This window comes from Psychrobacter sp. TWR1-1-1, assembly GCF_049895865.1.
In the GTDB taxonomy this organism is placed as follows: Bacteria; Pseudomonadota; Gammaproteobacteria; order Pseudomonadales; family Moraxellaceae; genus Psychrobacter; species Psychrobacter immobilis_A.
Genome location: NZ_JAFCTE010000002.1, coordinates 52,378 through 75,078, shown reverse-complemented (window position 1 = coordinate 75,078; position 22,701 = coordinate 52,378). Strand labels below are relative to the sequence as shown.

Genomic DNA, 22,701 nt, shown 5'->3' with positions numbered 1-22,701 from the left:
CTGCTATACAAACCCTTTGGCTGAGGTACGTTGAACAATCACCAACACACCTTAATTATTTTATACAAGTATCGTGTCATCAGCTAAGGCACTCTCTTTCGTCACTCGTAGCACTTCCTCTAGCGTTGTACGACCTGCAATGACTTTTTGCAACCCATCCGCACGAATCGACGGTGTCTGCTGACGTGCGTACTCCTCTAGCTCATACTCGGCGGTATTACTATGAATCATACGGCGCAAGGTATCATCAACGGGCACCACTTCATATATCGCCGTCCGTCCTTTAAACCCTGATTGATTGCATTTGTCGCAGCCAACTGGTCTGGGTAGATTGATAGGTGTAGTTGTTAAAGTTTCAGCACCATTCTCTGAGACTGGCACAATACCAATTTCAGTAAATAATTTGGCTTGCTCACTATCAGCCACTTGCCAACCATGACAATGCGGGCATAAAGTACGCACCAAGCGCTGGGCAACGACACCAATCAGTGATGACGATAATAAAAATGGCTCAACGCCCATATCTTGCAGACGCGTGACGGCACCAATGGCGGTGTTGGTATGCAAAGTTGATAAAACCAAATGTCCAGTAAGCGACGCTTGTACGGCAATCTCTGCCGTTTCTAAATCGCGAATCTCACCAACCATGACCACGTCCGGATCTTGGCGTAACATCGCACGTAAACTTTTGGCAAAAGTCATATCGACTTTATTATTAACCTGCGTTTGCCCAATGCCATCGAGCTGAAACTCAATCGGATCTTCAGCGGTCAAGATATTACGGGTTTGGTCATTGAGATCGGTCAGTGCTGAATATAGCGTCGTGGTTTTCCCTGAACCTGTCGGCCCTGTCACCAAAATAATGCCGTGTGGGCGATGAATCAAGCGTTTTAGCTCGCTATAATCATTATCAGACAGCCCTAAATACGTCATATTCAGGCGACCTGCTTGCTTATCTAATAGACGCATGACCACGCGCTCACCAAAGCTCGATGGCAATGTCGATACCCGCACATCAACCTCACGCCCTGCCAGCCGTAAGCTGATACGTCCATCTTGTGGCACACGCTTTTCGGCGATATCGAGCTTGGCCATGACCTTGATACGCGACACCAATAATGGCGCTAATTGGCGTTTTGGCGTAATGATTTCTTTTAATTCACCGTCAACACGAAAGCGAACGACTAAACGTTTTTCAAAGGTTTCAATATGGATGTCTGAGGCGTTTAAACGTATCGCTTCGGACAACAACGCATTGATGAGACGAATGATAGGCGCATCATCTTGTTGATCCATCAAATCTTCAGTTTCAGGGACACTATCTGCCAAACTATCAAGATCAGGATGGTCTTCGAGTCCAGCGGCAATATGCTGCGACTCACCAGTATTGCCTGCATAAGCGGCGTTCATGCGCTTTTCAAAGTCATCGGCGCTGATGCTTTCATAAGTGGGCACACCGCGTACACCTTGCTGCTGTAAAAATCGCACTGCCTCATTAATCGCTGATAATGGCGTGGCTTTGGTCAGCACCAAAGTCGCTGGCAGCTCAGGATCAATGGCAAGTATGGCCAAAATTTGATGGCGTTTCGCAAAACTGTACGGCAGTTGCATCATAAAAGCGACCTGATAGATAAAGATAAACTCAGAAAGAAACTCGTGTCAAAGCGTGGCAAACGTATTATGCTTAACTGGCTAAACCAAAAAAGACTGCAAGTAAGATTGCATGATTTTGTTATAATAGCATTTTGTTTTACTCGCCATTAGGATTTTCAGTTATGTCAGAGAACACAAGCACTGCTACTCATCCGACGCCCCTTTTACAAGACACTTTTACGGTCGGGAGTCGTACTTTTTCTTCTCGCCTGTTGGTCGGTACGGGCAAGTATAAAGATATGACTGAAACGGGTGCCGCCATTGGCGCGTCGTCAGCAGAGATTATCACCGTTGCTATTCGTCGTACCAATATTGGTCAAAACAGCAATGAGCCCAATCTACTTGATGTGATTTCCCCCGATAAATACACCATCTTACCCAACACTGCTGGTTGTTTCGATGCTGAGACTGCCATTCGTACCTGTAAGCTTGCTCGCGAGCTGTTAGGTGGGCATAATCTGGTTAAGCTTGAAGTATTGGGCGATGAAAAAACCCTCTACCCGAATGTGATGGAAACGCTAAAAGCTGCCAAAGTATTGATTGATGACGGCTTTGAAGTGATGGTTTATACCTCAGATGACCCTATTGTCGCTCAAGAATTAGAAAGTATGGGCTGTGTGGCAATTATGCCACTTGGTAGCTTGATTGGCTCAGGTCTTGGTTTACTGAATCGTCACACCCTCAGTCTTATTATCGAAAATGCCAAAGTACCGGTATTGGTCGATGCAGGCGTTGGTACGGCCTCTGATGCAGCACTGGCTATGGAGCTTGGCTGTGATGGTGTACTGATGAATTCGGCGATTGCCAATGCGCAAAACCCAGTCATGATGGCTCATGCCATGAAGCATGCCATCTGGGCAGGGCGCGCAGCGTTTTTGGCGGGTCGTATGCCAATGCGCAAAATGGCGACTGCCAGCTCACCGCAAACAGGATACTTTTTTCAATAGCTTTTAAATTTAATAACCATTATTAAATTCATAGTATTTAATAAAAAGTCAGCTATAAAATAATAATAAAAGAAGTAACTCTTACTCAACTTATCGTCATAAAAGGATTTATTATGCGGCTTCTCACAGCAGTCGACCAGTTGTTTTTACTTCTTGAGTCGCGTAAACAGCCCATGCATGTTGGAGGTCTATTCCTATTCGAATTGCCAGAGAATGCGGGTAGCGGTTTTGTTTGCCAATTGGTCAAACAAATGCAAGATTCTGATGTGTCGCCTACCTTTCCTTTTAACCAAGTGCTTGAGCATTTGGCTTTTTGGAAAAAGGACAAGCATTTTGATGTTGAGCATCATCTGCATCATGTTGCCTTACCAAAGCCTGCACGGGTTCGCGAGTTGTTGATGTATGTTTCAAGAGAGCATGGTCGGCTGTTGGATCGTGCCATGCCATTGTGGGAATGTCATGTGATTGAAGGTATTCAACCAGAAAACGAAGGCGACCCTGAGCGTTTTGCCCTATATTTCAAAATTCACCATTCGTTGGTTGATGGCATTGCTGCCATGCGCCTTGTTAAAAAATCATTATCACAATCGCCCACTGAGCCAGTAACGCTACCGATTTGGTCATTAATGGCACGCCATCGCAATCAAGTCGATGCGATTTTACCCAAAGAGCGCTCCGCATTACGCATCATTAAAGAGCAAATATCTACCATTAAGCCTGTATTTACCGAACTGCTGGATAATTTGAAAAATTACGGTGATGACAGCTATGTCGGTACTTTTGATGCACCGATGAGTGTGCTCAATAAACGCATATCAGCCTCACGGCGTATAGCCGCGCAGTCTTATGATATTCAGCGTTTTAACGATATTGCTGAGCGACTAAATATCAGTAAAAACGATGTGGTGCTGGCGGTATGTGCGGGTGCCATTCGTCGTTATCTTATATCCATGGATGCGCTGCCTAGCAAGCCGCTCATTGCTTTTGTACCGATGTCGCTGCGTACGGATGACAGTGTGGCAGGCAATCAATTATCCTTTGTACTGGCCAATTTGGGCACGCATTTAGATGATCCTTTGAGCCGAATCAAACTGATTCATCGCAGTATGAATAACGGCAAACGCCGCTTTCGACGCATGAATCAAGCCCAAGTGATTAACTACAGCGTGATTGCCTATGCTTGGGAAGGTATCAATTTAGCGACCAGTCTATTTCCCAAAAAACAGGCGTTTAACCTGATTATCTCTAATGTGCCTGGTTCTGAAAAACCACTATATTGGAATGGTGCACGTTTACAATCGTTGTACCCTGCATCTATTGTCTTCAATGGTCAAGCAATGAATATCACCCTTGCTAGTTATCTAGATAAGATTGAATTTGGGATTACGGCTTGTAGTAAAGCACTGCCGCATGTACAAGAAATGCTAACGCTTATTGAAGAAGAGTTGCAACTGTTGGAAACCACCAGTAAAGCGCTTAAGTTCCAAGGCATTACGGTTGAAGATAAAGGTGGCTATAAGAATAATGGTAAAACAAAAAAGCTGGCTCCATAATGGAACCAGCTTTTTAGTGTTAAGTTGTCTTAATACTTATGCTTAAGTGGTGCTTAAAATGCATCACCCCACGTTGGAACAACCACTTGCATCAATGGCTTCAATAACTTAATGTTACAGGCGAAAATAGAGCCTGAAGTCATCGAGTTGTGCGCGCCTGTATGGTCAACCACCACGCCACGTGCTTCGGTCACGATAAGCTCACCTGCCGCGATATCCCAAGGCTTAATAGACATCTCAAAATAGCCATCAAAACGACCGGCAGCGACATAACATAAATCAAGCGCAGCTGAGCCTAAACGACGAACTTGACCGCCTGCTTCAGAGATTTTTTGCAAGCTTTCAAAATGCTGCTTGGCATAAGAGATGACTTCGCCATTGCGTTTACGCTCAAGCGGATGACCAGTGGTAAATAGACCGCCATCAATCGTTTTGCGCTCGCTCACTTGCATGCGGCGATTGTTCAAGCGCGCGCCTTTACCACGGCTAGCAGAGAACATCTCATCACGGACAGGATCATAGATCACGCCATGCTGGGTCACGCCTTTATGCTGTACGGCGATAGACACACAAAACTGCGGCACACCATGGACGAAGTTTTTGGTGCCATCTAGCGGATCAATAATCCAGCACCAGTCTGCATCTTCACCGCGACCTTCTTGCATACCAAACTCTTCACCCAAGTACGAGTGATTTGGATAGCTGGCTTTTAGGGTTTCAATCGTCAGCTCTTCGCTAAAGCGATCAATACGCGTAACCAATCCATCAAGCCCTTTTGACTCAATATCCAATTCGATTTTATGGCGGTTTTGATGCGCATATAAAATCTCTTTACCAACTTTTTCAGCAGTACGTGCTGCGATGACGACCATGGGTTCCATAAATAACCTATTTGCTTGATGAATGAATGTCAAAAATAAGACGAACTCTGTGCCCACAACATGCCAATCAGCCGCTGCATCACACTGTATTTATACGATTAAAAAAATGCGCCATTTAAAAGCGATGATCGCATTATACTAAAATTGTTCGATAAAAAACGAAAAAAACCATGACGTTCGCCAAACCAACCCAAATTTTGGTGGTCATCACAAACTGCGTAAGTTGTAAAAAAGTCAGCACCTACGACTAAGTAGGCGTTCGCTCTATCGATCGAGCTTTTATCTATTTAACCAATACTCTGTCCAAATGACAGTTTAAAAACTTAAAAACGTTCAAAGGTATAACTTACAGCAGCAACTGTTCAAGCTGCTTTACCACACCATTAACATCTAAACCACAATCAGCCATTTGCTCTGCTTGTGAGCCATGGGCGACAAAGCGATCTGGAATGCCGACATTAATAACGGCGGGGCGGTTGTCTTTAAAGGCTGGTGATTCGTTAAGCAAATACTCATTTACCGCACTGCCCGCGCCGCCCATAATCATGTGCTCTTCCAAAGTCGCAATGTGTGTAATACCTTGCTCTAACAACTTTTCTAATAATGCCGTGTCTAAAGGTTTTACCCAGCGCATATTAATGACATGTACCTGACAGTCTGATTCTATATCATTGTCAATTAAGCTTTCTGCCGCTTGCTGAGCCGTCGCAACCATGGTACCAAATACGAGTAGCGCCAGCTTTTTAGGCGCATCCTCATTACCTAATACCGACTCTATCACTGCCTCGCCAACGTTATAAGTCTGTGCTGGCGATGCGATAACTGCGCCAGTACCGACACCACGCGGATAGCGTACTGCCGTGCAGCCTTGATATTCATAGCACGTATTGAGCAAATGGTAGCATTCGTTTTCATCTTTTGGCGCGGCGATCAGCATATTGGGCACGCAGCGTAAAAAGGCAAAATCGAATACGCCGGCATGCGTTGCACCATCTTCACCGACTAGGCCAGCACGATCAATAGCAAACATCACATCAAGGTTTTGCAAAGCCACATCATGAATCAGCTGATCATAGCCACGTTGCAAAAACGTCGAATAAATCGCCACAATCGGTTTGACGCCTTGGGTTGCCATCCCAGCAGCCAATGTGACGGCGTGTTGCTCAGCGATGGCTACATCAAAAAAACGCTCTGGAAATTGACGGGCAAAATCAATCATCCCCGAGCCTTCTTCCATGGCAGGTGTGATGGCAAGCAGCTTATCGTCTTCAGCGGCCTTATCACATAAGAATTGCCCAAATACTTGCGAGTATTTTAACGCAGGTTTAGTATTGGACACTGATTTTTCTGTGGCGACAGCCTGAGTATCATTCTTGACTTCGACAGGAAGCTTGCTGATAGCATGATAGCCGACGGGATCTAATTCAGCTGGCGCAAAACCTTTGCCTTTGGTGGTATAAATATGGACTAAAACAGGGCCTTTCATCTGCTTGGCAAGTGACAATACCCGCAATAACTCAGGGATATTATGACCATCAAACGGACCAAAGTAGGTAAAACCAATCGCTTTAAATAAATTGTCTTCTAACTGCGGCACATCGCGCATCTCTTTATGACGCTTACGGCGATCAAAGCCTTGCATATCAGGGCGCTGGCAGAGCACTGGCTCGCCTTCATCAGAGATATCGACCTGATACCCTGACTCCCACAGCATCGCTAAATGCCGTGAAAAACCACCGATAGAACAAGAAATCGACATATCGTTGTCATTTAAAATGACCAATAAATCCGCATCTTGTTGCACCGCATCATTCATCGCTTCAAATGCCATACCGCCGGTCATTGCACCATCACCAATGATACAAGCAACGGTTTGCGTGCGACGTTGATAACGCAGTGCTAAGCTCATGCCTAAACCAGCTGAGATTGAAGTCGATGAATGCCCAACACCAAAGGTATCGTAAACGGATTCTGCACGCTCAGGAAAAGCAGTCAAGCCATCTTTCGAGCGGATCGTCGCCAACTGATCACGGCGACCCGTCAAGACTTTATGAGCATAGGCTTGATGACCCACGTCCCAAACAATTTGATCTTGCGGTGTATCTAGTAGGTAATGCAGCGCAATGGTCAATTCAACCACGCCCAAATTGGCACCAAAATGCCCACCGCTTTGACCTGCTGAATACAATAGAAATAGCCGCAGCTCATCAGCCAACGTGATAAGTTGAGCGGTTGTCAGTGTATTAAGATCAGCTGGCGCTGCAATGCTATCCAGCAAAGGCGTATCAGGACGGACGCGTGGAATCACAGTATAAGTCTGCTGTAGATTCGACAGCTGGGCAGCAGAATCGACAGCTGGCGCAGATACGGACTGAGACTGTGGGGAATGAGGTGACTGCTGCATAAACCGTACGATACCTACCAATCTGCTGACAAGACAGCCTCTTAGCGCATAATGCTAACTAAGTGACGTCAATAATATCTACACCATTATTGATGTAATCGACCATATAACTGTTCATAAATTTGTTCAGGCAGCCTTTATATAAACATATAAATAGCTGCGCGCCGCCGAATAGCACATACGCTACCGTCATAGACAGCGATGGAACATTGCTCTGACGCTTTCATAACAAGGGGTAATATTATGCCTGATTATTCTGCATCAATATCGGATGTTAGTGACGACATAGTAATGTAAGGGCAAAGACTTGTCACTGTATCCGTCAAAATAGTATGGCATAATAGCATTTATTTTTAATTGTCGCTTTAATCATCGTGCGTCGTTTGTGAACTTTGTGTGTTTTTATAAAAAAGACAATCAGCATGCACTATTTACAAACGGATTATACTGGCATCATCCTACAGCTAGGATGTCATCGCTGTTTTAATATGGTTAAAAAAGACCCTCTACCGCCACGCTTATCGGCTTATGCAGGACATTAATGTCATATCAATTTATTACTAGTGCCAAACTACCTACTCGTCACGGCGAGTTTGATATTCATATCTTCGAAAACGACGAAGGTCAAGAACATGTGATGCTGACTGTCGGTCTACCTGTCGTCGATCAACATACGGCGGATAGCTCACCGAGTCAAACGGACACCACGCGAGCAGAAAAAACCATTCCATTGATTCGCATTCATTCAGAGTGCTTAACGGGTGATGCTTTTGGCTCATTAAAATGTGACTGTGGGCCGCAGCTCAACACGGCGATGCAAGCAATACAAGAGACTGGCTGCGGGGCTATATTATACTTACGCCAAGAAGGTCGCGGTATTGGCCTGACCAATAAGATTCGCGCTTACGCCCTGCAAGACCAAGGTCATGATACTTTAGATGCCAACCTCATGTTGGGCTTACCCGCTGATGCGCGCATTTATGATATGTGCGGGCCGATGCTTGCTCATATTGGTGTTGACGCCGTCAGACTCATCACCAATAATCCAGACAAAGTGGCTTATCTAACCGAGCACGGTATTAATGTCGTGGAACGCGTGCCTTTATTGGTTGGGGTGAACGATATGAATGCTGAATATTTAGCGACCAAGCGCGACCGCATGGGGCATTTATTAGACAAAGATTTCAATACCGCGTTACACCTTAATAAATAGACATCAATAAATAAATAGACATCAATACACTAAATAAATAGATATTTTATGAGTATTCCAAATAGTGATAACCTTCCAAATCTGCCAGCGGCAGACTTAACAACGCCAGCCAATGACGACATCATGCGTGTGCGTGAATTTTTGGTCGATTTGCAGGCTCGTATCTGTCAAGCCTTAGAAGCACAAGAGCGCGATGGTGGCGGTAATGCAACCTTTGTCCCTGATGACTGGGAACGCCCTGAAGGCGGCGGTGGTCGCTCGTGTGTCCTAGCAGATGGTGACGTGATTGAAAAAGCAGGTGTGATGTTCAGTCATATTCACGTACATAATTTGCCTGCTTCAGCCACTGCACGTCATCCCCATATCGCTGGTCGTAAAGCCCAAGCCATGGGCGTCTCATTGGTTGTCCATCCCAAAAACCCTAACGTCCCAACCAGCCATGCCAATGTGCGTTTGTTCGTTGCTGAAGCTGAGGGCGAAGACCCTATTTGGTGGTTTGGCGGTGGTTTTGATTTGACGCCGTTTTATCCCGTACTCGCTGATTGCGTGCATTGGCATCAAGTCTGTCATGATCTGTGCGCGCCTTTTGGTGACAGCGTCTATCCTGACTTTAAGCAATGGTGTGATGAGTATTTCCACCTACGTCATCGTGATGAGCAGCGCGGTATCGGCGGCTTATTCTATGATGATGTCAATACGGAAAGTCGCGGCTGGGACTTTGAAACCTGCTTTAGTTTTATGAAGGCGGTCGGCAACGGTTATCTTGACGGTATCATGCCCATCTTTGAGCAGCGTAAAAATGCCCCTTATACCGAAGCACAGCGCGAATTTCAGCTTTATCGCCGTGGTCGCTATGTTGAGTATAACCTTGTTTATGATCGCGGCACTCTATTTGGACTACAAAGTAATGGTCGTATCGAGTCCATCTTAGTCAGCATGCCACCGCTTGCTAGCTGGCATTATCGTTTTGAGCCGACTGAAGGTTCGCCTGAGTTTGAATTGACCGATTTTTATCTAAAACCACGCGATTGGTTGACTCTATAGTTTGTGTGAATATAATAAAGACAAAGGCATCTACTAGCTTGCCTTTAGAGAATATCAAGAAGGTCGGCTATCAACGCTGACCTTTTTATATGAGCGCAAATTGATATGAACGACGATCACTGACTCAAAAATTACGATGATATAACAACTAAATTTATGACCACTGCATAGATAACCGTTACAATAAGAACTATTGTTGGAAAAATCCTTTAGAAGCGAATGCGTTTCCAAAAGATCATGGAGTAATTTTTATAACAAAATGCTTTATTCAAAAGCAGTGTTTAGAAGAAACATTTAAAGGCTGTTATTTAAAAACAGTATGTAAAGCCAGCGTTTATAAGCGCGCCTACTACTAGCCAATTTTACAGGAGTAATTCACATGGCACAGGTTCATACCAACCAATCATTAAAATCTATCTTTGGTATCACATTGATGGCAGCCGCCTTAGGTCTAACGGCGTGTAGCACTGCCACTGACCCTGACGTAAAAGCCCGTCAAGATAGTATGAAAAGCTATGGTGATGCGATGGGCGTCATGGGTGATATGATGAAAGCACCTGATACTTTTGATGCCGCCGTATTCAAAGAGCAAGCTGCATTTTTAGCAGAAAACGCTGCTACGCCTTGGAGTCACTTTGAAAATAAAGAAGCCGTTGGTAATGCCACTGATGCCGTTTGGTCGAATGCCGATGGTTTCCGTGCAGAAGCAGAAAACTTTCAAAAAGTCACTGCTGAGCTGAACGCTGCTGCACAAACAGCCACTAGCATCGACGATGTAAAACCAGCCTTTGGTCAAGTTGGTGCCAGCTGTAAATCATGTCATACTGATTTTAAAGCCAAAACTGACTAAATCTTGCTAAATTGATGCCATAAAAAATCCGCCATGTCATTTGATATGGCGGATTTTTATTTCGAAAATATTGTGTTAAAGACTGTTCTTTAAAATCACGCGCTAAGTAAATTATTCTGTCGCAGCTGTAACATCCACTCGATTAATTGATTATTTGACTGGACCAACTGACATATAGGCTTATCAGCGGGTAAAGCTAGCCCATTAAATCTGCTTGTACAATTTCAATCCAGTAGCCATCAACATCTTTGATAAAGGCAACGTTTCTCATACTGCCATCTTCTGGACGTTTTTTGAATTCGACATTATTTTTATCAAACCAAGCAACCGATTCAGCGAGACTAGGTACACTAAAGCAGATATGTCCAAACCCTTGTGGCTCACCATTACCATCATGATAGCTAAAGTCAGCCTTCGTTTCGGTACCATAATTATGGGTCAATTCTAAGATACCGCGTTGACGGAATGCAAAGATTTCCAAATCATCACCCGCAGGCAAATTGTCGCGCTCGCTTTCGGTCAGTTTGGCTAAAAAATACAAATCAAAACCCATATCAGGGAATTTTTTTACCGCCAGCAAAGTCATACCAAGGACACCAGTATAAAACGCTAACGACTTGACAGGATCTTTTACCCGTAGCATGGTGTGGTTAAAAGTAAAACCTGTCGTCTGTGCTGAGATAGGCTGAACACCATCAGTATTTACGCTACTCGGCGGCTGCGCGATAAGTGATTCGTTATTATTATCGGTGGCTGAGCCAGTATTTAATATAGACATAATTATCCTAATATTGACAAAATAGAGAGTTTAAAAACAAGCGCGTGAATATTTTTACGCGCTTGACCCTTTTATCATAATAAAAAATTGCGAAAGCATTGAGAGGGTTTTGTAAGAGCGCACACTGGGTGCTACCCATTTAACCGATTAATTAGCTGTCTAAGAAACGTACTTTTCCTGTCTCTAAATCATACTCTGCACCCACGACCAGCAATTGACCGCTATTGGTTAAGTCCTCTAATGCCCGCGAGCCATGTTTGAGCTGGCTAACTGACATACGGACGTTGGCGCGGATAGAGCGATCGACCAACTCGTCGGCATCGACATCTTGACCATTGGCAGTGGCAAGCTCATGCAAGTTATAAACGCTTGGGCGAATGCGATCGACAATCGACTGCAAGTTGGGCGAATAGTTTTTCTCAGGATTGATCAGTGTCTCAACACAAGCGGTGACCGCGCCGCAATGTGAATGCCCAAGCACGACCACCAATTTTGTACCGAACTTTTCGGCCGCGAACTCAATCGAGCCAATCTGTGAAGGCGCGACGACATTACCCGCGACTCGAATGACGAACAAATCACCCAAGCCTTGATCAAATACAATCTCAACTGGTACTCGTGCATCCGAGCAACCCAAAATAATGGCCAAGGGATCTTGGTCTTTAACCAATTCAGGTCGTCTTTGCATTGTTGGATCAGTAGTGGTCAAACTATCTATGTAGCGCATATTGCCTTCTTTTAAAAGCGCAAGAGCTTCTTGACCGGTTTTCGGGCGTGTATCGTTAGGCATAAGACATCCTTTATCATTAATAATATTAGCGTTATAAACAGCTTTCCACACATGTATTCAAACATAGATTTGCAAATGGCTACTAACCTATCAGGCGCATTATGTTTGTCTGCCATACCGTGATTGTATAGGAATAAAAACCAAAAAATGATAAAAATTTTTGTTTAAATATCGTCATAGAATGGCAGTTATTGCCAATCATACAGAATTATAAAATTGGCAGTGAAACTGAAAAACAGAAATGCATTAGCCAAAACCGAGCATCAAACAGACAACACCGAACTATCAAGCATCAACAGCCATTGACAGCGTAACCGTGTTGCTCGCAGAACTTATAACGAACTTGCACTGATTTATATCAAGGGTTTGTTATAATACGCGGCGACCAAATCGGGTTTACACCCATCGCTTATATCCATATCAAATCACCTTGACGACAGTGTCCTAAATAAATAGCTGTACTGCGATGTCGGACACGTAGGAATAAATATTATGACCAATTCACCGCCAAATATGCACAGAGCCTCTGCATCAGCTCAAGATGACAAAGTACTACTGCAAGTGACTGGTCTAAAAAAAACCTATGATCAAACTGAAGTATTAAAAGACATCAATCTTGATATCAAGCACGGTGAATTTTTGACGCTACTTGGTCCATCAGGCTGCGGTAAAACAACCTTACTGCGCCTAATCGCTGGTTTTGAGCAGCCAAATGCTGGGGCAATTTATCTAGACGGCGTGCAGATGGCAGGCTTGCCAGCGGATAAACGTCCCGTAAACACAGTGTTTCAGCAGTACGCCTTGTTTCCACATATGAGTGTCGCGCAAAACGTTGCTTACGGGCTTAAGCTCAAAAAAGTACCGAAAGATGAGATTCAAACCCGCGTGCGCGAGATGCTCGCCATGGTACAGCTGGAGCATTTAGCCAATCGCAGACCACAAGACTTGTCTGGTGGTCAGCAGCAGCGTGTCGCCATTGCACGAGCCGTCATCAATCGTCCTAAACTGTTGCTACTTGATGAGCCACTATCTGCACTCGATCATAAGCTGCGTTTACAAATGCAATCTGAGCTTAAACGGCTGCAACGAGAGCTTGGCATCACTTTTGTATTTGTCACCCACGATCAAGAAGAAGCGCTATCAATGTCAGATCGTATCGCCGTGATGAAAGATGGCACTTTTCAGCAAATCGGCACGCCTATTGAGATTTATGAAACACCCGCGAATTTATTTACCGCCAAGTTTATCGGTGAGACCAACTTGTTTAAAGCGGAAGTCAGAGGCGTTTATCCCAACCAACCAGATCGCGACGGTCGCGTGACCAATGGCCGTATCGAAGTCGAAGTTTGTGAAGCACAAGCGCAAGACGGTCCGACCACCTTACGTAATTTACGCCGTCCTGATTTTGCTAACGATGTACAAGTGGGCGATATCGTTAATTTATTGCTACGTCCCGAAGATTTACGTATTTATGACCCCAATGATAAAGAACATGGTGGCTTACTCGGGCGAGTGATTGAAAGCAACTATAAAGGCAGCACCTTAGATTCCATCATTGAATTAACAAACGGTCATATTATTAAGGCCTCCGAATTTTTTGATGAGGATGACCCAAGCTTTGATTACAAGTTAAATGAAGGCGTCAAAGTCTCGTGGGTCGATGGCTGGGAGTGGGTACTACCAGAAGACGGTACGCTTGATGATGAGGCAAATCGTCAATCTGCCAATTTAGCGGCTCAAAAGGATATTAGCTGATGGCACGTCCTAGCTTAGGCAGCAAAAGTCCTTTTCGTACCGCAACGCTATGGCTGATTTGGGGTTGGTTACTGATATTTGCGTTATTACCAAATATCTTGGTCATCGCTGTCAGTTTTTTGACCCGTGATAGCAGTGCTTTTATTAGCTTGCCTGTCAGCATCGACAGCTATATACGTATGATTGACCCGCTATATTTCGGTGTATTTATTCATTCGTTATGGATGGCAGGCATCACGACCATCATCTGTTTGTTACTTGGCTACCCTTTTGCCTGGCTGATATCCAAAGCCAAAACGCGTTGGCAGCCGCTGCTCATGATGCTGTTAATCCTACCATTTTGGACCAACTCCCTCGTGCGTACTTATGCACTCAAGTTACTGTTTGCCAATAACGGCTTGATTAATAAATCCCTACTGGCGATAGGTGTCATCGATGCTCCTATCGATATTTTATATACGCAAGGGGCGGTGATTGCTGGTCTAACGTATTTATTGTTCCCATTTATGGTGTTGCCGTTATACGCCGTATTTACCGATTTACGCAATGACATGCTACTCGCTTCACAGGATTTGGGCGCATCAAAGACCCAGACTTTTTGGCATATCGTATTACCATTGACGACGCCTGGCATTATCTCAGGGGTATTATTGGTGCTGCTGCCGGCGATGGGTATGTTTTACGTCGCAGATATTTTAGGCGGTTCACGCAATTTATTGGTCGGTAATATCATCAAAAACCAGTTCTTGGATGCACGTGACTGGCCATTTGGCGCAGCCGCCAGCGTGTTATTGACATTAGCAATGGCGGTACTATTACTCGCCTACCGTGCCAGTAGTCGCCGCATTGGCAAGACTGACTTTAATGAGGTGGCCTAATGTCTGATAGTTCACTGAATCATCAACTGAATGGCTCGACGACTAAAAAAAGATCGTCTATTAAGATTGGCAGCATCGCGGCTAAAGGCTATCTTGGCCTCATTTATACCATGCTGTATTTGCCAATTATCGTCCTAGTCGTCATGTCATTTAATAAATCCAAAATCGGCTATAACTGGGGCGGCTTTAGCTTAAAGTGGTATGAATCGCTGCTGAATAACCAAGCGATGCTCGATGCGTTTTGGCATTCTATTGTATTAGGATTGGTCGCAGCCACCGTCTCAACTTTGATAGGGACACTGACCGCCCTCGCGCTACATCGATATAACTTTCGCGGTAAAGGCTTACTAAATGGGCTGTTATTCGTATTAATGATGTCGCCTGAAATTGTGCTCGCCATTTCATTATTAGCATTATTCTTATTAATAGGATTGCAATTAGGCTTTGTCTCGCTGCTATTGGCGCATATTACTTTTTGCTTACCGTTTGTAGTCATCACGGTGTTTGCACGATTAAGCAGTCTCGATGAGCGCTTGATGGAAGCTGCACGCGACTTGGGCGCCAATGAATCAACGATGGTGCGTACAGTGCTCATTCCTGTCATTCTGCCCGCAGTGATGGCAGGGTGGCTACTGGCCTTTACCTTATCACTAGATGATGTGGTGGTTTCTACCTTTGTCACTGGCCCTAGTTATGAGATTTTACCGCTACGAATTTATTCGATGGTACGGGTAGGACTCAAACCAGAGGTCAATGCCATTGGTACCATTTTATTGGTTGCTTCGCTGATATTGGTCATTATTTCGCAGCTATTATTACGTCGACGCTAATTTATCACCGCGGATTAAATAATGACTTTGAATGAAAGTCAGTACTATATCGATTATAATGAATTTTTCTCATCTTAGCAGTTAGGTTGTCTTATGCTAGAACTCCGTCATCTCAATACCTTAACCGCGCTGCGAGCACATGGCTCATTGGCGGCGGCGGCCGATGAATTGCACGTCACGGCGTCTGCGGTCTCACATCAGTTAAAAGAGCTGGAAAATTATTACGATATCAGCTTGGTCAATCGCCGAACACGCCCGCTCACTTTTACGCCAGCAGGTAAAACGGTACTGGCATTGGCAGATAGCATCATGCCACAAGTGACTCGCACCAAATCCAATCTTAAGCGCTTAGCTCACGGTCAAGCGGGTAGATTACGCCTAGCCTCTGAATGTCACAGTTGCTTCGATTGGCTCATGCCGATACTCAATCATTACCGCCGCGAATGGTCTGATGTAGAGCTAGATTTTGCGACAGGCTTTGAGCCAGAACCACACCACTTATTGATGGAAGGTGATATTGATTTACTCATTACCACCAGCGATTTGCCGATAGACGGTATCAGCTATCAGCCGTTATTTGAGTATGAAAGTCGCTTGGTGCTATCACCAACGCATGATTTGGCGGCGCAGAAATTTATTGAGCCGGATGATTTGACCAATGAAACTCTGATTGCGTATCCAGTGGAAGCCAAGCGCCTCGATATTATTGCCAACTTTATGACGCCAGCGCAGGTGAGTTTTGATAGCATTCGTACCACAGAGTTGACGGCAATGCTGATTCAGTTGGTTGCTAGTGAACGCGGTGTGGCAGCGTTACCTGATTGGGTAGTCGCTGAATATGAGAAAAAAGGCTGGGTCGTCTCGCGTCCATTGGGTACAGGCGTGTATTGTCAGCTATATGCAGCGACGCGCACATCGAGCCAAGATACCGCTTATATGCAAGGATTTGCGAGTTTATTAGAAGGGATAGTCAAACCGTTGTAGTGGTTTTTTAACAGGGAGGCGTGGTAAATATTCAACGTACCTGAGTCTTATATCTTTATCTATACTTTCATAATATACATTCTCATAAAATCAGCTTAAAAAAGTAAAATCCGATAGCAGTTGCTAGTAACGTCAATCCCACATGTAGCCCGACCAATCCCAAACCTGCTAGTAATTTACCAGCGTTGATAAAGGTAAAAACTTCTGCACTGAAAGTACTAAAAGTGGTCAATCCGCCCAAAAAACCGGTAATCACAAATAGTCTGACATTGGGCGATAAACTGCTGCCCACGCGTTCAAACCATACCAATGCCAGTCCTATCAAAAAACCGCCTAAGAGATTGGCACCGAGCGTGCCCAGTGGTATCCAACTGTGCAGTGGATTAAAGCGAGCCAACCATGCCCGCAGGCAAGCACCTATTGCAGCCCCTAGTCCAATAGCAAGCCACTGCATAGCTCATCCTTAGGTTTAATGAAGGTTAACGGATATAGTATTGAGCAAAGCCATCTTTACACTGCTGGTAGCTCAGTCATCGGCCAACGCGGCACACAGCTCACCGCCAAATCATCAGACTGTCCTGCTTGCAGGCGCTCATAACCAGCATAAGCAATCATCGCCCCATTATCAGTACATAATGCAGGCGGTGCATAATGCACAGTGGCATTTATCTTAGCAAGCTCGCTCTCCAAGGTTTCACGCAAATGAGTGTTGGCACTGACACCGCCCGCAATCACCAATCGACTCATCTTTACTTGCTTCAGTGCTTTCACGCACTTTCTTACCAGCGTATCGACGACTGCATGCTGAAAGCTGGCGGCGATATCGGCGCGAACTTGCGAATCGCTATCCGCATTATTCCCTGAGCCACCTGAACCATCGGTGTCTTTAATAAGGTTATGCACGGCGGTTTTCATACCGCTAAAAGAAAAGTCTAGGCCACGATGTAGCATCGGTCTTGGCAAATTGTAAGCAGTTGGGTTGCCTGTTTCAGCCAATTTGGCAATATTGGGACCACCCGGATAGGGCAAACCTAACATTTTGGCGGCTTTATCAAAGCATTCACCTGCGGCATCATCGATCGACTCACCCAGTATCTCATATTGCCCGACACCACGTGCGGCGATGAGTAATGTATGCCCACCTGAGACCAATAACGAAACAAACGGAAAGGCGGGTGGATTGGCACCCATCAGCGGTGCGAGCAGATGTCCTTCCATATGATGGATGCCAATGGCAGGGATATCCAAACCATACGCCAAACTTCGCCCAAATAATGCGCCCGTCATCAGAGCGCCAATGAGTCCGGGTCCCTTGGTATAAGCAATGGCATCAATCTCGCTTTTCTTCACATTACACTGCTCTAACAACTCATTAAGCAAAGGCACCAACTTACGAATATGATCGCGGCTGGCAAGCTCAGGCACAACGCCACCATACAGTGCGTGCAGCTCTATTTGTGAATACAGAACTTGTCCAACCAGCCCTTGATTGCCACTATTCATCTGCTCACTGTCAAAAATCGCCAGACCTGTCTCATCACAAGAAGTCTCTAAACCCAATACTTTCATATTTTTGCCTTTATCATACTTTGGTCTGCGTATTATTTTTACAACGCTGCTATCTTTTAGGGCGTATCCTCTTTTTAAAAATGGTGATAAAAATGAGATAAATTGCCGTCAAACAAAGAAAGCAGCGCAAATAATATCGAAATATTAATAAGCTATTTGACGATTTTTGGCGATGTTTGACAAAATTTAGCCATTTCTAGCCCATTTAGAGGTTAATCGATTGAATTATTGAGGACACGCCCTCATATCTGCCAAAAAACGTGCATAAAAAAACCGCCATTGTCAGTCACAATGACGGTCAGTTTAACAAATTTCAATGGTCAATATCTCTTAATATATCAGATCAGCTAACTGCTTCAATCATGTAATCTACAGCTGCGTAAACTTGGGCTTCACTGACCTTATCGGTGGCTTGGGCTGGCATCTTATTAAAGCCTTTTGCAGAATGCATGTGCAGCGTCTCTGTGCCTTTAGCCAGACGCGGCTCCCACGCGGCTTTATCACCGTATTTCGGCGCGTTCAGCAGCCCTCCTTCATGACAAACCTTACAGTTGGTCTCATAAAGCTTGGCGCCTGCATCGGCAGCCAACACTTCTGGCTCCGCAGAGATTTCCTGCACTGGCTCATCTTCAATGACCGTCGTCTCGGTATCTGCCACAGGTTCAGGTGTAACGACTTCAGGTTCGACTATAGGCGCGTCTTCTACCACTACCGTTGTATCGGCAGATTCATTGACAACAGCAGGCTCTTCGACCGCTGCATTGTCACCACTACAAGCAGTGATTGCTAATAGCGCACTCAAACTGATGGCAGATAAGACCATTTTATTCATACGCTGCTGTTTACTTATCATGATCACACCTCTATTCGATATTTCATGTTAGCGACTGTTTATGACAGCGCATAAATTCAAAACCTATCAACACACAAACCGTGATTAGTTCGTAGCTGGTTCAGCGTCAGCAGTAGGCGTTGCCGCCGTATCAGTAGCTGGCATATCTGCACTACTAGCTGGCATATCTGCACTGTCAGCGACAGCAACATCGCTATCCGTTGCATCTGTCATATCAGTAGCAGTCGTCCCTGCTTCAGCAGTTGCAGCACCATCTACTGTGCCATCAGCTTCAGTTACTGGCGCTGGAGCCGTTTCTGGGAACTCCATTTTTTCAGCTTCAGGTGCGTTTTTGCGAGCCAGCTCAGCGGCTTCATCAACGCGATCTTTTGCCAATACTTCGTGTGATTCGCCTTCTTTTTCACCACTACAAGCGCTAATGCCAAAGCCAAGAGCAATGATAAATGCGGTGCTTAGGGCTGTATTTAGTCCTGTTTTTTTCATTCCAACATCCTCAATAAAATACACATAAAATGGTTAATATGCTGACTATTATATGCAAATTATCATAGCATAAACTCCAACCAAACCGTTATAGACAGTAGGGTTTTTTATTCATAGTAATTTTACACTTTGCATTTATAGTTTCATTAAAGCTGGAGCAAAAACCTGCGTTCTAACTACTTTTAGAATTGTCTCTGCGCATTGCCCCTTGCAACTTAATGATAAATATGGATTAATGTGCTAAAATCATTGACTTAACTGACATTTTTTATTAAAATGCTTGCCCTTGTGCTCATGCGCAAGATTATCCTAGTTTGAGCTGATGCCTGTAATCTTGAGATATTACGGCTAAATACTAATACACAGCCAAACTAATGCCCTTATATCTCATCCTAATCGAGGAGTCTTCATGCCTGCAGTTAAGGTTAAAGAAAACGAACCAGTTGACATCGCTATCCGTCGTTTCAAGCGTGCTTGCGAAAAAGCTGGCGTATTATCAGACGTACGTAAACGTGAGTTTTATGAAAAACCAACGCAAGTACGTAAGCGTAAAAAAGCTGCTGCCGTAAAGCGTTATAAGAAAAAATTACAACGCGAAACTATTCGTACCACTCGTATGTACTAATCGATAATTCGATTAATTAAGTACAAGTGCTACATTAACGCCACTGTTATCCATTGATATCAGTGGCGTTTTTTATGCTACAATTTTTATTATTATTGCTTAAAAATTTGAATAAATAACTCTTAACAGATAAGGATAATAACAATGAGCCAACTTAAACAAACTTTATCAGACAATGTCAAAGTGTCTATGAAAGCGCGTGAGCTTGAGCGTGTCAAAGTACTGCGTAACGTGCAAGCAGTTATCAAGCAAATTGAGATTGACCGTCAAATAGAGCTTGATGATGCGCAAGTCTTAGATATACTGCAAAAGCAGCTAAAACAACGCCATGAGTCATTGACTATTTTTACCGAAAACAATCGTGATGATCTGGCAACCAAAGAGCAGTTTGAGATTGATATCATCAATGAGTTTATGCCAAAACAAATGGATGATGCTGAACTTGCGGCTTTGGTCAATGCGGAAATCGCTGCACAAGGCGCGACATCTATGCGTGACATGGGCAGTGTGATGGGTGTATTAAAGAACAAAACCGCAGGACGCGCAGATCCTGCGCTCATCTCTAAGCTGGTAAAAGATGCGCTGCAAGGCTAGTAATTAGTGTCATCAAAAGCTAATGACGACAGCGTAAAAATAACCGCCTAAGGCTCAAAGTCTTTGGCGGTTTTTACTGCTTTGATTTCTGCATTGATATTGGCAAGTAATGGACGGGCGCTACTGGCTTGAGCCGTGGTTTGTAGTTTTTCCGCCAGTTGTTTGGCTTGGGTCAGTGACGTCAATGCACTCTCGTAACGACTACTCCATAGTTGGTCATGACTGCGATAGCGTAGCGCGTTAATGGTGGCAATATTTTTCAGGGACGCAGAGTCGGTCGTTTTTGCCAGTTTTTCATTGGCCAGTTGTAGGCTTTGCCAAGCATAACGGTCGCTTGGCTGCTGCTCGGTCAGTGGTTTAAGCAACGCTTGGGCTTTGATTGACTGATTGCTATTGGTGAGCGCTTCTGCCAAATAAAGACGCAGATCACGACGCTCAGGATAAACACGCTGCTGGCTGGCTAATACGTCCGCCGCTTGTGACCATTTATTCTGCTCCGTTAGAATTTGGCTATGAGTAATTGATAGTAAAGGCTCTAAATTTTGGCGCTGCGTAGGCGGCAGTCGATTGATTTCAGCCAGTAAATCGCTTGCCTCTGTAAAGCGTTGCTGTTCGCCATACCAGTTCATCAAAGCCAATTTGGCACCTACGCTATTTTTAGCAGCCGTCATTAGCACTGTCTCTGAGGCGTGTTTACCTGTACTTTGGACACGCCAGTAGAGCAGATCAAATAAAGCCTGATGGCGCTGCTGCTGATTTAGTGACAATGAGGGATAATGCTGGGCACGACTTTGCGCTTCACTTAAGCGCTCGTTACTGAGTGGATGCGAGCGTACAAAGCTTGGCAGAAATCGATTTTCAATTTGGTTGAGCTGGCTGCGTTGGTTCATCGTGGCAAAGAATCGCGGCATCGCCCTTGGGTCGTAGCCTGCTTGGGTCATGATTTGCATGCCCACCCGATCGGCCTCGCGCTCATTATTTCGACTAAATGCCATCGTGCTGTTCATCGTCGCCGTTTGGCTGCCCATCATCACTGCCGCCGCTGCATCACCATCGACCGCCGATGCTGCAATCGCTGCCAGCATACCGCCTATCTGCATCAGCAAGGCCTTTTTGCGCTCATCAGCACCACTTTCGTAATGGCGCTGACTGATGTGAGCAACTTCATGCGCCACCACACTGGCAAGCTCATCCATACTGCTGGCGGCCAGAATCGTCCCTGTATTGAGTCCAATGACACCGCCTGGTGCTGCAAAGGCATTGATACTTGGGTTATCAATGATAACCAAACCCATCGGCGCTTGCTGCCTTGCTTGCGCATTGAGACGCCAAGTCATGTCTTTGACCGTTTCTTGAATCCAAGGATCATGCTCCATTTTGATACGACCATTGACGTTCCGTAACGACCATTCACCGAGCAATTTGTTTTGATATTGCTCAGCGAAGCTCAAGCCTTGTCCGCGCAAATTGGGCAGATTTAGCTCTTCTGAGCCGGTGGTTTGCCATGAATTATAATTGGATGCCATCGCTTTGCTGCTCGTATTAGCATTATTAAGACTATCCTCACTCATGGCAGCAGTGGTCATCGTCATTAGTACCGCCGACAATGCCAATTTAATAGCGCTCGATAATGCCATCGAACGCGCAGCACTTTTACATTTTTTTCCCTGAGTCATGGGCGCATTACCAAGTATCGATTGTCTATTAAAATGGTTCAAGTGCGTATCCTATGCAAGTGAGTAATGATACTGTTTTTGAAGTAAGGTTTTTTTGAATTAAGGTTTTTTCGACTGATTTTTTGACTAAACGTTTTTCGACTATACGAGCTTGCTGATATAAGGTCAATTCTAGTCTGCATTCGACTACCAATAACTCAGCTGCCCGTCACTATTGCGCAACATGGCTTTAGTCAATCCCCTATAAAATGGATATGGTGTCAGGCGCGCTCAGTCTACTATTTTTAGTACTTTTGCTCGCCTTCCTTCTATCTAAATTATCTTGACAGACTATAGGTGAT

At 44.8% G+C, this 22,701-nt stretch carries 21 protein-coding genes; 11 read left to right on the top strand and 10 right to left on the bottom strand.

The genetic code is table 11. The annotated features are described in order from the left end of the window. Positions 1 to 60: 60 nt before the first annotated feature. A complete protein-coding gene (gspE, locus tag ACP69U_RS02420) occupies positions 61 to 1,614 on the bottom strand; it encodes a type II secretion system ATPase GspE (protein WP_426137720.1) in 1,554 nt (517 codons plus the stop codon). Between the two features lie 161 nt (positions 1,615 to 1,775). Here gspE and ACP69U_RS02415 point away from each other — a divergent pair, with 161 nt between their 5' ends. Continuing rightward, the gene (locus ACP69U_RS02415) at positions 1,776 to 2,600 is read left to right on the top strand and encodes a thiazole synthase (RefSeq protein ID WP_426137719.1); all 825 of its coding nucleotides are present in this window, start codon (positions 1,776 to 1,778) and stop codon (positions 2,598 to 2,600) included. A 113-nt stretch (positions 2,601 to 2,713) separates the two neighbouring features. Then, complete coding sequence (locus ACP69U_RS02410; RefSeq protein ID WP_201603882.1) at positions 2,714 to 4,153, top strand: WS/DGAT/MGAT family O-acyltransferase; 1,440 nt, start codon at positions 2,714 to 2,716, stop codon at positions 4,151 to 4,153. 53 nt (positions 4,154 to 4,206) lie between these two features. Here the strand turns inward: ACP69U_RS02410 and ACP69U_RS02405 are convergent, their stop codons facing one another. Further along, the gene (locus ACP69U_RS02405) at positions 4,207 to 5,034 is read right to left on the bottom strand and encodes an inositol monophosphatase family protein (RefSeq protein WP_045452546.1); all 828 of its coding nucleotides are present in this window, start codon (positions 5,032 to 5,034) and stop codon (positions 4,207 to 4,209) included. 346 nt (positions 5,035 to 5,380) lie between these two features. After that, on the bottom strand, positions 5,381 to 7,438 hold the full coding sequence (gene dxs / locus ACP69U_RS02400; protein WP_426137718.1) for a 1-deoxy-D-xylulose-5-phosphate synthase: 2,058 nt from the start codon (positions 7,436 to 7,438) through the stop codon (positions 5,381 to 5,383). 541 nt (positions 7,439 to 7,979) lie between these two features. Here dxs and ribA point away from each other — a divergent pair. From ribA to ACP69U_RS02385, 3 genes are all read left to right on the top strand, one after another. Next, positions 7,980 to 8,651 carry a GTP cyclohydrolase II gene (gene ribA / locus ACP69U_RS02395; protein ID WP_193011290.1) on the top strand — a complete coding sequence of 224 codons (672 nt, stop codon included), beginning with the start codon at positions 7,980 to 7,982 and terminating at the stop codon, positions 8,649 to 8,651. Between the two features lie 48 nt (positions 8,652 to 8,699). Further along, on the top strand, positions 8,700 to 9,695 hold the full coding sequence (hemF, locus tag ACP69U_RS02390; protein ID WP_426137717.1) for an oxygen-dependent coproporphyrinogen oxidase: 996 nt from the start codon (positions 8,700 to 8,702) through the stop codon (positions 9,693 to 9,695). A gap of 379 nt (positions 9,696 to 10,074) precedes the next feature. After that, positions 10,075 to 10,545, top strand: coding sequence for a c-type cytochrome (locus ACP69U_RS02385; protein WP_426137716.1), 471 nt, complete (start codon positions 10,075 to 10,077; stop codon positions 10,543 to 10,545). A 196-nt stretch (positions 10,546 to 10,741) separates the two neighbouring features. Here ACP69U_RS02385 and gloA read toward each other — a convergent pair whose 3' ends face one another. Together gloA and ACP69U_RS02375 are read right to left on the bottom strand one after the other, a co-directional pair. Next, complete coding sequence (gene gloA / locus ACP69U_RS02380) at positions 10,742 to 11,323, bottom strand: lactoylglutathione lyase (RefSeq protein ID WP_314885370.1); 582 nt, start codon at positions 11,321 to 11,323, stop codon at positions 10,742 to 10,744. A 151-nt stretch (positions 11,324 to 11,474) separates the two neighbouring features. Beyond that, a complete protein-coding gene (locus ACP69U_RS02375) occupies positions 11,475 to 12,113 on the bottom strand; it encodes a carbonic anhydrase (protein ID WP_045443399.1) in 639 nt (212 codons plus the stop codon). 492 nt (positions 12,114 to 12,605) lie between these two features. Here ACP69U_RS02375 and potA point away from each other — a divergent pair, with 492 nt between their 5' ends. From potA to ACP69U_RS02355, 4 genes are all read left to right on the top strand, one after another. Continuing rightward, positions 12,606 to 13,868 (top strand): spermidine/putrescine ABC transporter ATP-binding protein PotA, encoded by a 1,263-nt coding sequence (potA, locus tag ACP69U_RS02370; RefSeq protein WP_426137715.1) that lies wholly within the window; start codon positions 12,606 to 12,608, stop codon positions 13,866 to 13,868. Beyond that, positions 13,868 to 14,746, top strand: coding sequence for a spermidine/putrescine ABC transporter permease PotB (gene potB / locus ACP69U_RS02365; RefSeq protein WP_198332208.1), 879 nt, complete (start codon positions 13,868 to 13,870; stop codon positions 14,744 to 14,746). The genes potA and potB overlap by 1 nt, the downstream gene beginning before the upstream one ends. After that, entirely contained in the window at positions 14,746 to 15,576 is an 831-nt protein-coding gene (gene potC, locus ACP69U_RS02360) for a spermidine/putrescine ABC transporter permease PotC (protein WP_426137714.1), read from the top strand. Before potB ends, potC begins: the two co-directional genes overlap by 1 nt. A gap of 93 nt (positions 15,577 to 15,669) precedes the next feature. Continuing rightward, positions 15,670 to 16,560: a LysR family transcriptional regulator gene (locus ACP69U_RS02355; RefSeq protein ID WP_193011298.1), complete on the top strand. Its 891-nt coding sequence runs from the start codon at positions 15,670 to 15,672 to the stop codon at positions 16,558 to 16,560. A gap of 82 nt (positions 16,561 to 16,642) precedes the next feature. Here the strand turns inward: ACP69U_RS02355 and crcB are convergent, their stop codons facing one another. The 4 genes from crcB to ACP69U_RS02335 form a co-directional block, all read right to left on the bottom strand. After that, on the bottom strand, positions 16,643 to 17,014 hold the full coding sequence (gene crcB / locus ACP69U_RS02350) for a fluoride efflux transporter CrcB (protein WP_314885379.1): 372 nt from the start codon (positions 17,012 to 17,014) through the stop codon (positions 16,643 to 16,645). Positions 17,015 to 17,070: 56 nt separating this feature from the next. Then, positions 17,071 to 18,129, bottom strand: coding sequence for a tRNA (adenosine(37)-N6)-threonylcarbamoyltransferase complex transferase subunit TsaD (gene tsaD / locus ACP69U_RS02345; RefSeq protein WP_426137713.1), 1,059 nt, complete (start codon positions 18,127 to 18,129; stop codon positions 17,071 to 17,073). 343 nt (positions 18,130 to 18,472) lie between these two features. Continuing rightward, entirely contained in the window at positions 18,473 to 18,982 is a 510-nt protein-coding gene (locus ACP69U_RS02340) for a c-type cytochrome (protein WP_426137712.1), read from the bottom strand. A gap of 84 nt (positions 18,983 to 19,066) precedes the next feature. After that, positions 19,067 to 19,465: a hypothetical protein gene (locus ACP69U_RS02335; RefSeq protein ID WP_201540588.1), complete on the bottom strand. Its 399-nt coding sequence runs from the start codon at positions 19,463 to 19,465 to the stop codon at positions 19,067 to 19,069. A 409-nt stretch (positions 19,466 to 19,874) separates the two neighbouring features. Between ACP69U_RS02335 and rpsU the strand changes: the two genes are divergently transcribed. Further along, on the top strand, positions 19,875 to 20,090 hold the full coding sequence (rpsU, locus tag ACP69U_RS02330; RefSeq protein ID WP_010195908.1) for a 30S ribosomal protein S21: 216 nt from the start codon (positions 19,875 to 19,877) through the stop codon (positions 20,088 to 20,090). 144 nt (positions 20,091 to 20,234) lie between these two features. Beyond that, positions 20,235 to 20,684, top strand: a complete 450-nt coding sequence (locus ACP69U_RS02325; RefSeq protein WP_045443381.1) for a GatB/YqeY domain-containing protein — start codon at positions 20,235 to 20,237, stop codon at positions 20,682 to 20,684. Between the two features lie 47 nt (positions 20,685 to 20,731). Here the strand turns inward: ACP69U_RS02325 and ACP69U_RS02320 are convergent, their stop codons facing one another. Next, positions 20,732 to 22,402: a M48 family metalloprotease gene (locus ACP69U_RS02320; RefSeq protein WP_426137711.1), complete on the bottom strand. Its 1,671-nt coding sequence runs from the start codon at positions 22,400 to 22,402 to the stop codon at positions 20,732 to 20,734. Positions 22,403 to 22,701: the final 299 nt, after the last annotated feature.

Bases quoted from the DNA above. Each gene is read 5' to 3' on its own strand.
- gspE (WP_426137720.1), bottom strand. From the start codon at position 1,614: ATGATGCAACTGCCGTACAGTTTTGCGAAACGCCATCAAATTTTGGCC.
- ACP69U_RS02415 (WP_426137719.1), top strand. From the start codon at position 1,776: ATGTCAGAGAACACAAGCACTGCTACTCATCCGACGCCCCTTTTACAA.
- ACP69U_RS02410 (WP_201603882.1), top strand. From the start codon at position 2,714: ATGCGGCTTCTCACAGCAGTCGACCAGTTGTTTTTACTTCTTGAGTCG.
- ACP69U_RS02405 (WP_045452546.1), bottom strand. From the start codon at position 5,034: ATGGAACCCATGGTCGTCATCGCAGCACGTACTGCTGAAAAAGTTGGT.
- dxs (WP_426137718.1), bottom strand. From the start codon at position 7,438: ATGCAGCAGTCACCTCATTCCCCACAGTCTCAGTCCGTATCTGCGCCA.
- ribA (WP_193011290.1), top strand. From the start codon at position 7,980: ATGTCATATCAATTTATTACTAGTGCCAAACTACCTACTCGTCACGGC.
- hemF (WP_426137717.1), top strand. From the start codon at position 8,700: ATGAGTATTCCAAATAGTGATAACCTTCCAAATCTGCCAGCGGCAGAC.
- ACP69U_RS02385 (WP_426137716.1), top strand. From the start codon at position 10,075: ATGGCACAGGTTCATACCAACCAATCATTAAAATCTATCTTTGGTATC.
- gloA (WP_314885370.1), bottom strand. From the start codon at position 11,323: ATGTCTATATTAAATACTGGCTCAGCCACCGATAATAATAACGAATCA.
- ACP69U_RS02375 (WP_045443399.1), bottom strand. From the start codon at position 12,113: ATGCCTAACGATACACGCCCGAAAACCGGTCAAGAAGCTCTTGCGCTT.
- potA (WP_426137715.1), top strand. From the start codon at position 12,606: ATGACCAATTCACCGCCAAATATGCACAGAGCCTCTGCATCAGCTCAA.
- potB (WP_198332208.1), top strand. From the start codon at position 13,868: ATGGCACGTCCTAGCTTAGGCAGCAAAAGTCCTTTTCGTACCGCAACG.
- potC (WP_426137714.1), top strand. From the start codon at position 14,746: ATGTCTGATAGTTCACTGAATCATCAACTGAATGGCTCGACGACTAAA.
- ACP69U_RS02355 (WP_193011298.1), top strand. From the start codon at position 15,670: ATGCTAGAACTCCGTCATCTCAATACCTTAACCGCGCTGCGAGCACAT.
- crcB (WP_314885379.1), bottom strand. From the start codon at position 17,014: ATGCAGTGGCTTGCTATTGGACTAGGGGCTGCAATAGGTGCTTGCCTG.
- tsaD (WP_426137713.1), bottom strand. From the start codon at position 18,129: ATGAAAGTATTGGGTTTAGAGACTTCTTGTGATGAGACAGGTCTGGCG.
- ACP69U_RS02340 (WP_426137712.1), bottom strand. From the start codon at position 18,982: ATGATAAGTAAACAGCAGCGTATGAATAAAATGGTCTTATCTGCCATC.
- ACP69U_RS02335 (WP_201540588.1), bottom strand. From the start codon at position 19,465: ATGAAAAAAACAGGACTAAATACAGCCCTAAGCACCGCATTTATCATT.
- rpsU (WP_010195908.1), top strand. From the start codon at position 19,875: ATGCCTGCAGTTAAGGTTAAAGAAAACGAACCAGTTGACATCGCTATC.
- ACP69U_RS02325 (WP_045443381.1), top strand. From the start codon at position 20,235: ATGAGCCAACTTAAACAAACTTTATCAGACAATGTCAAAGTGTCTATG.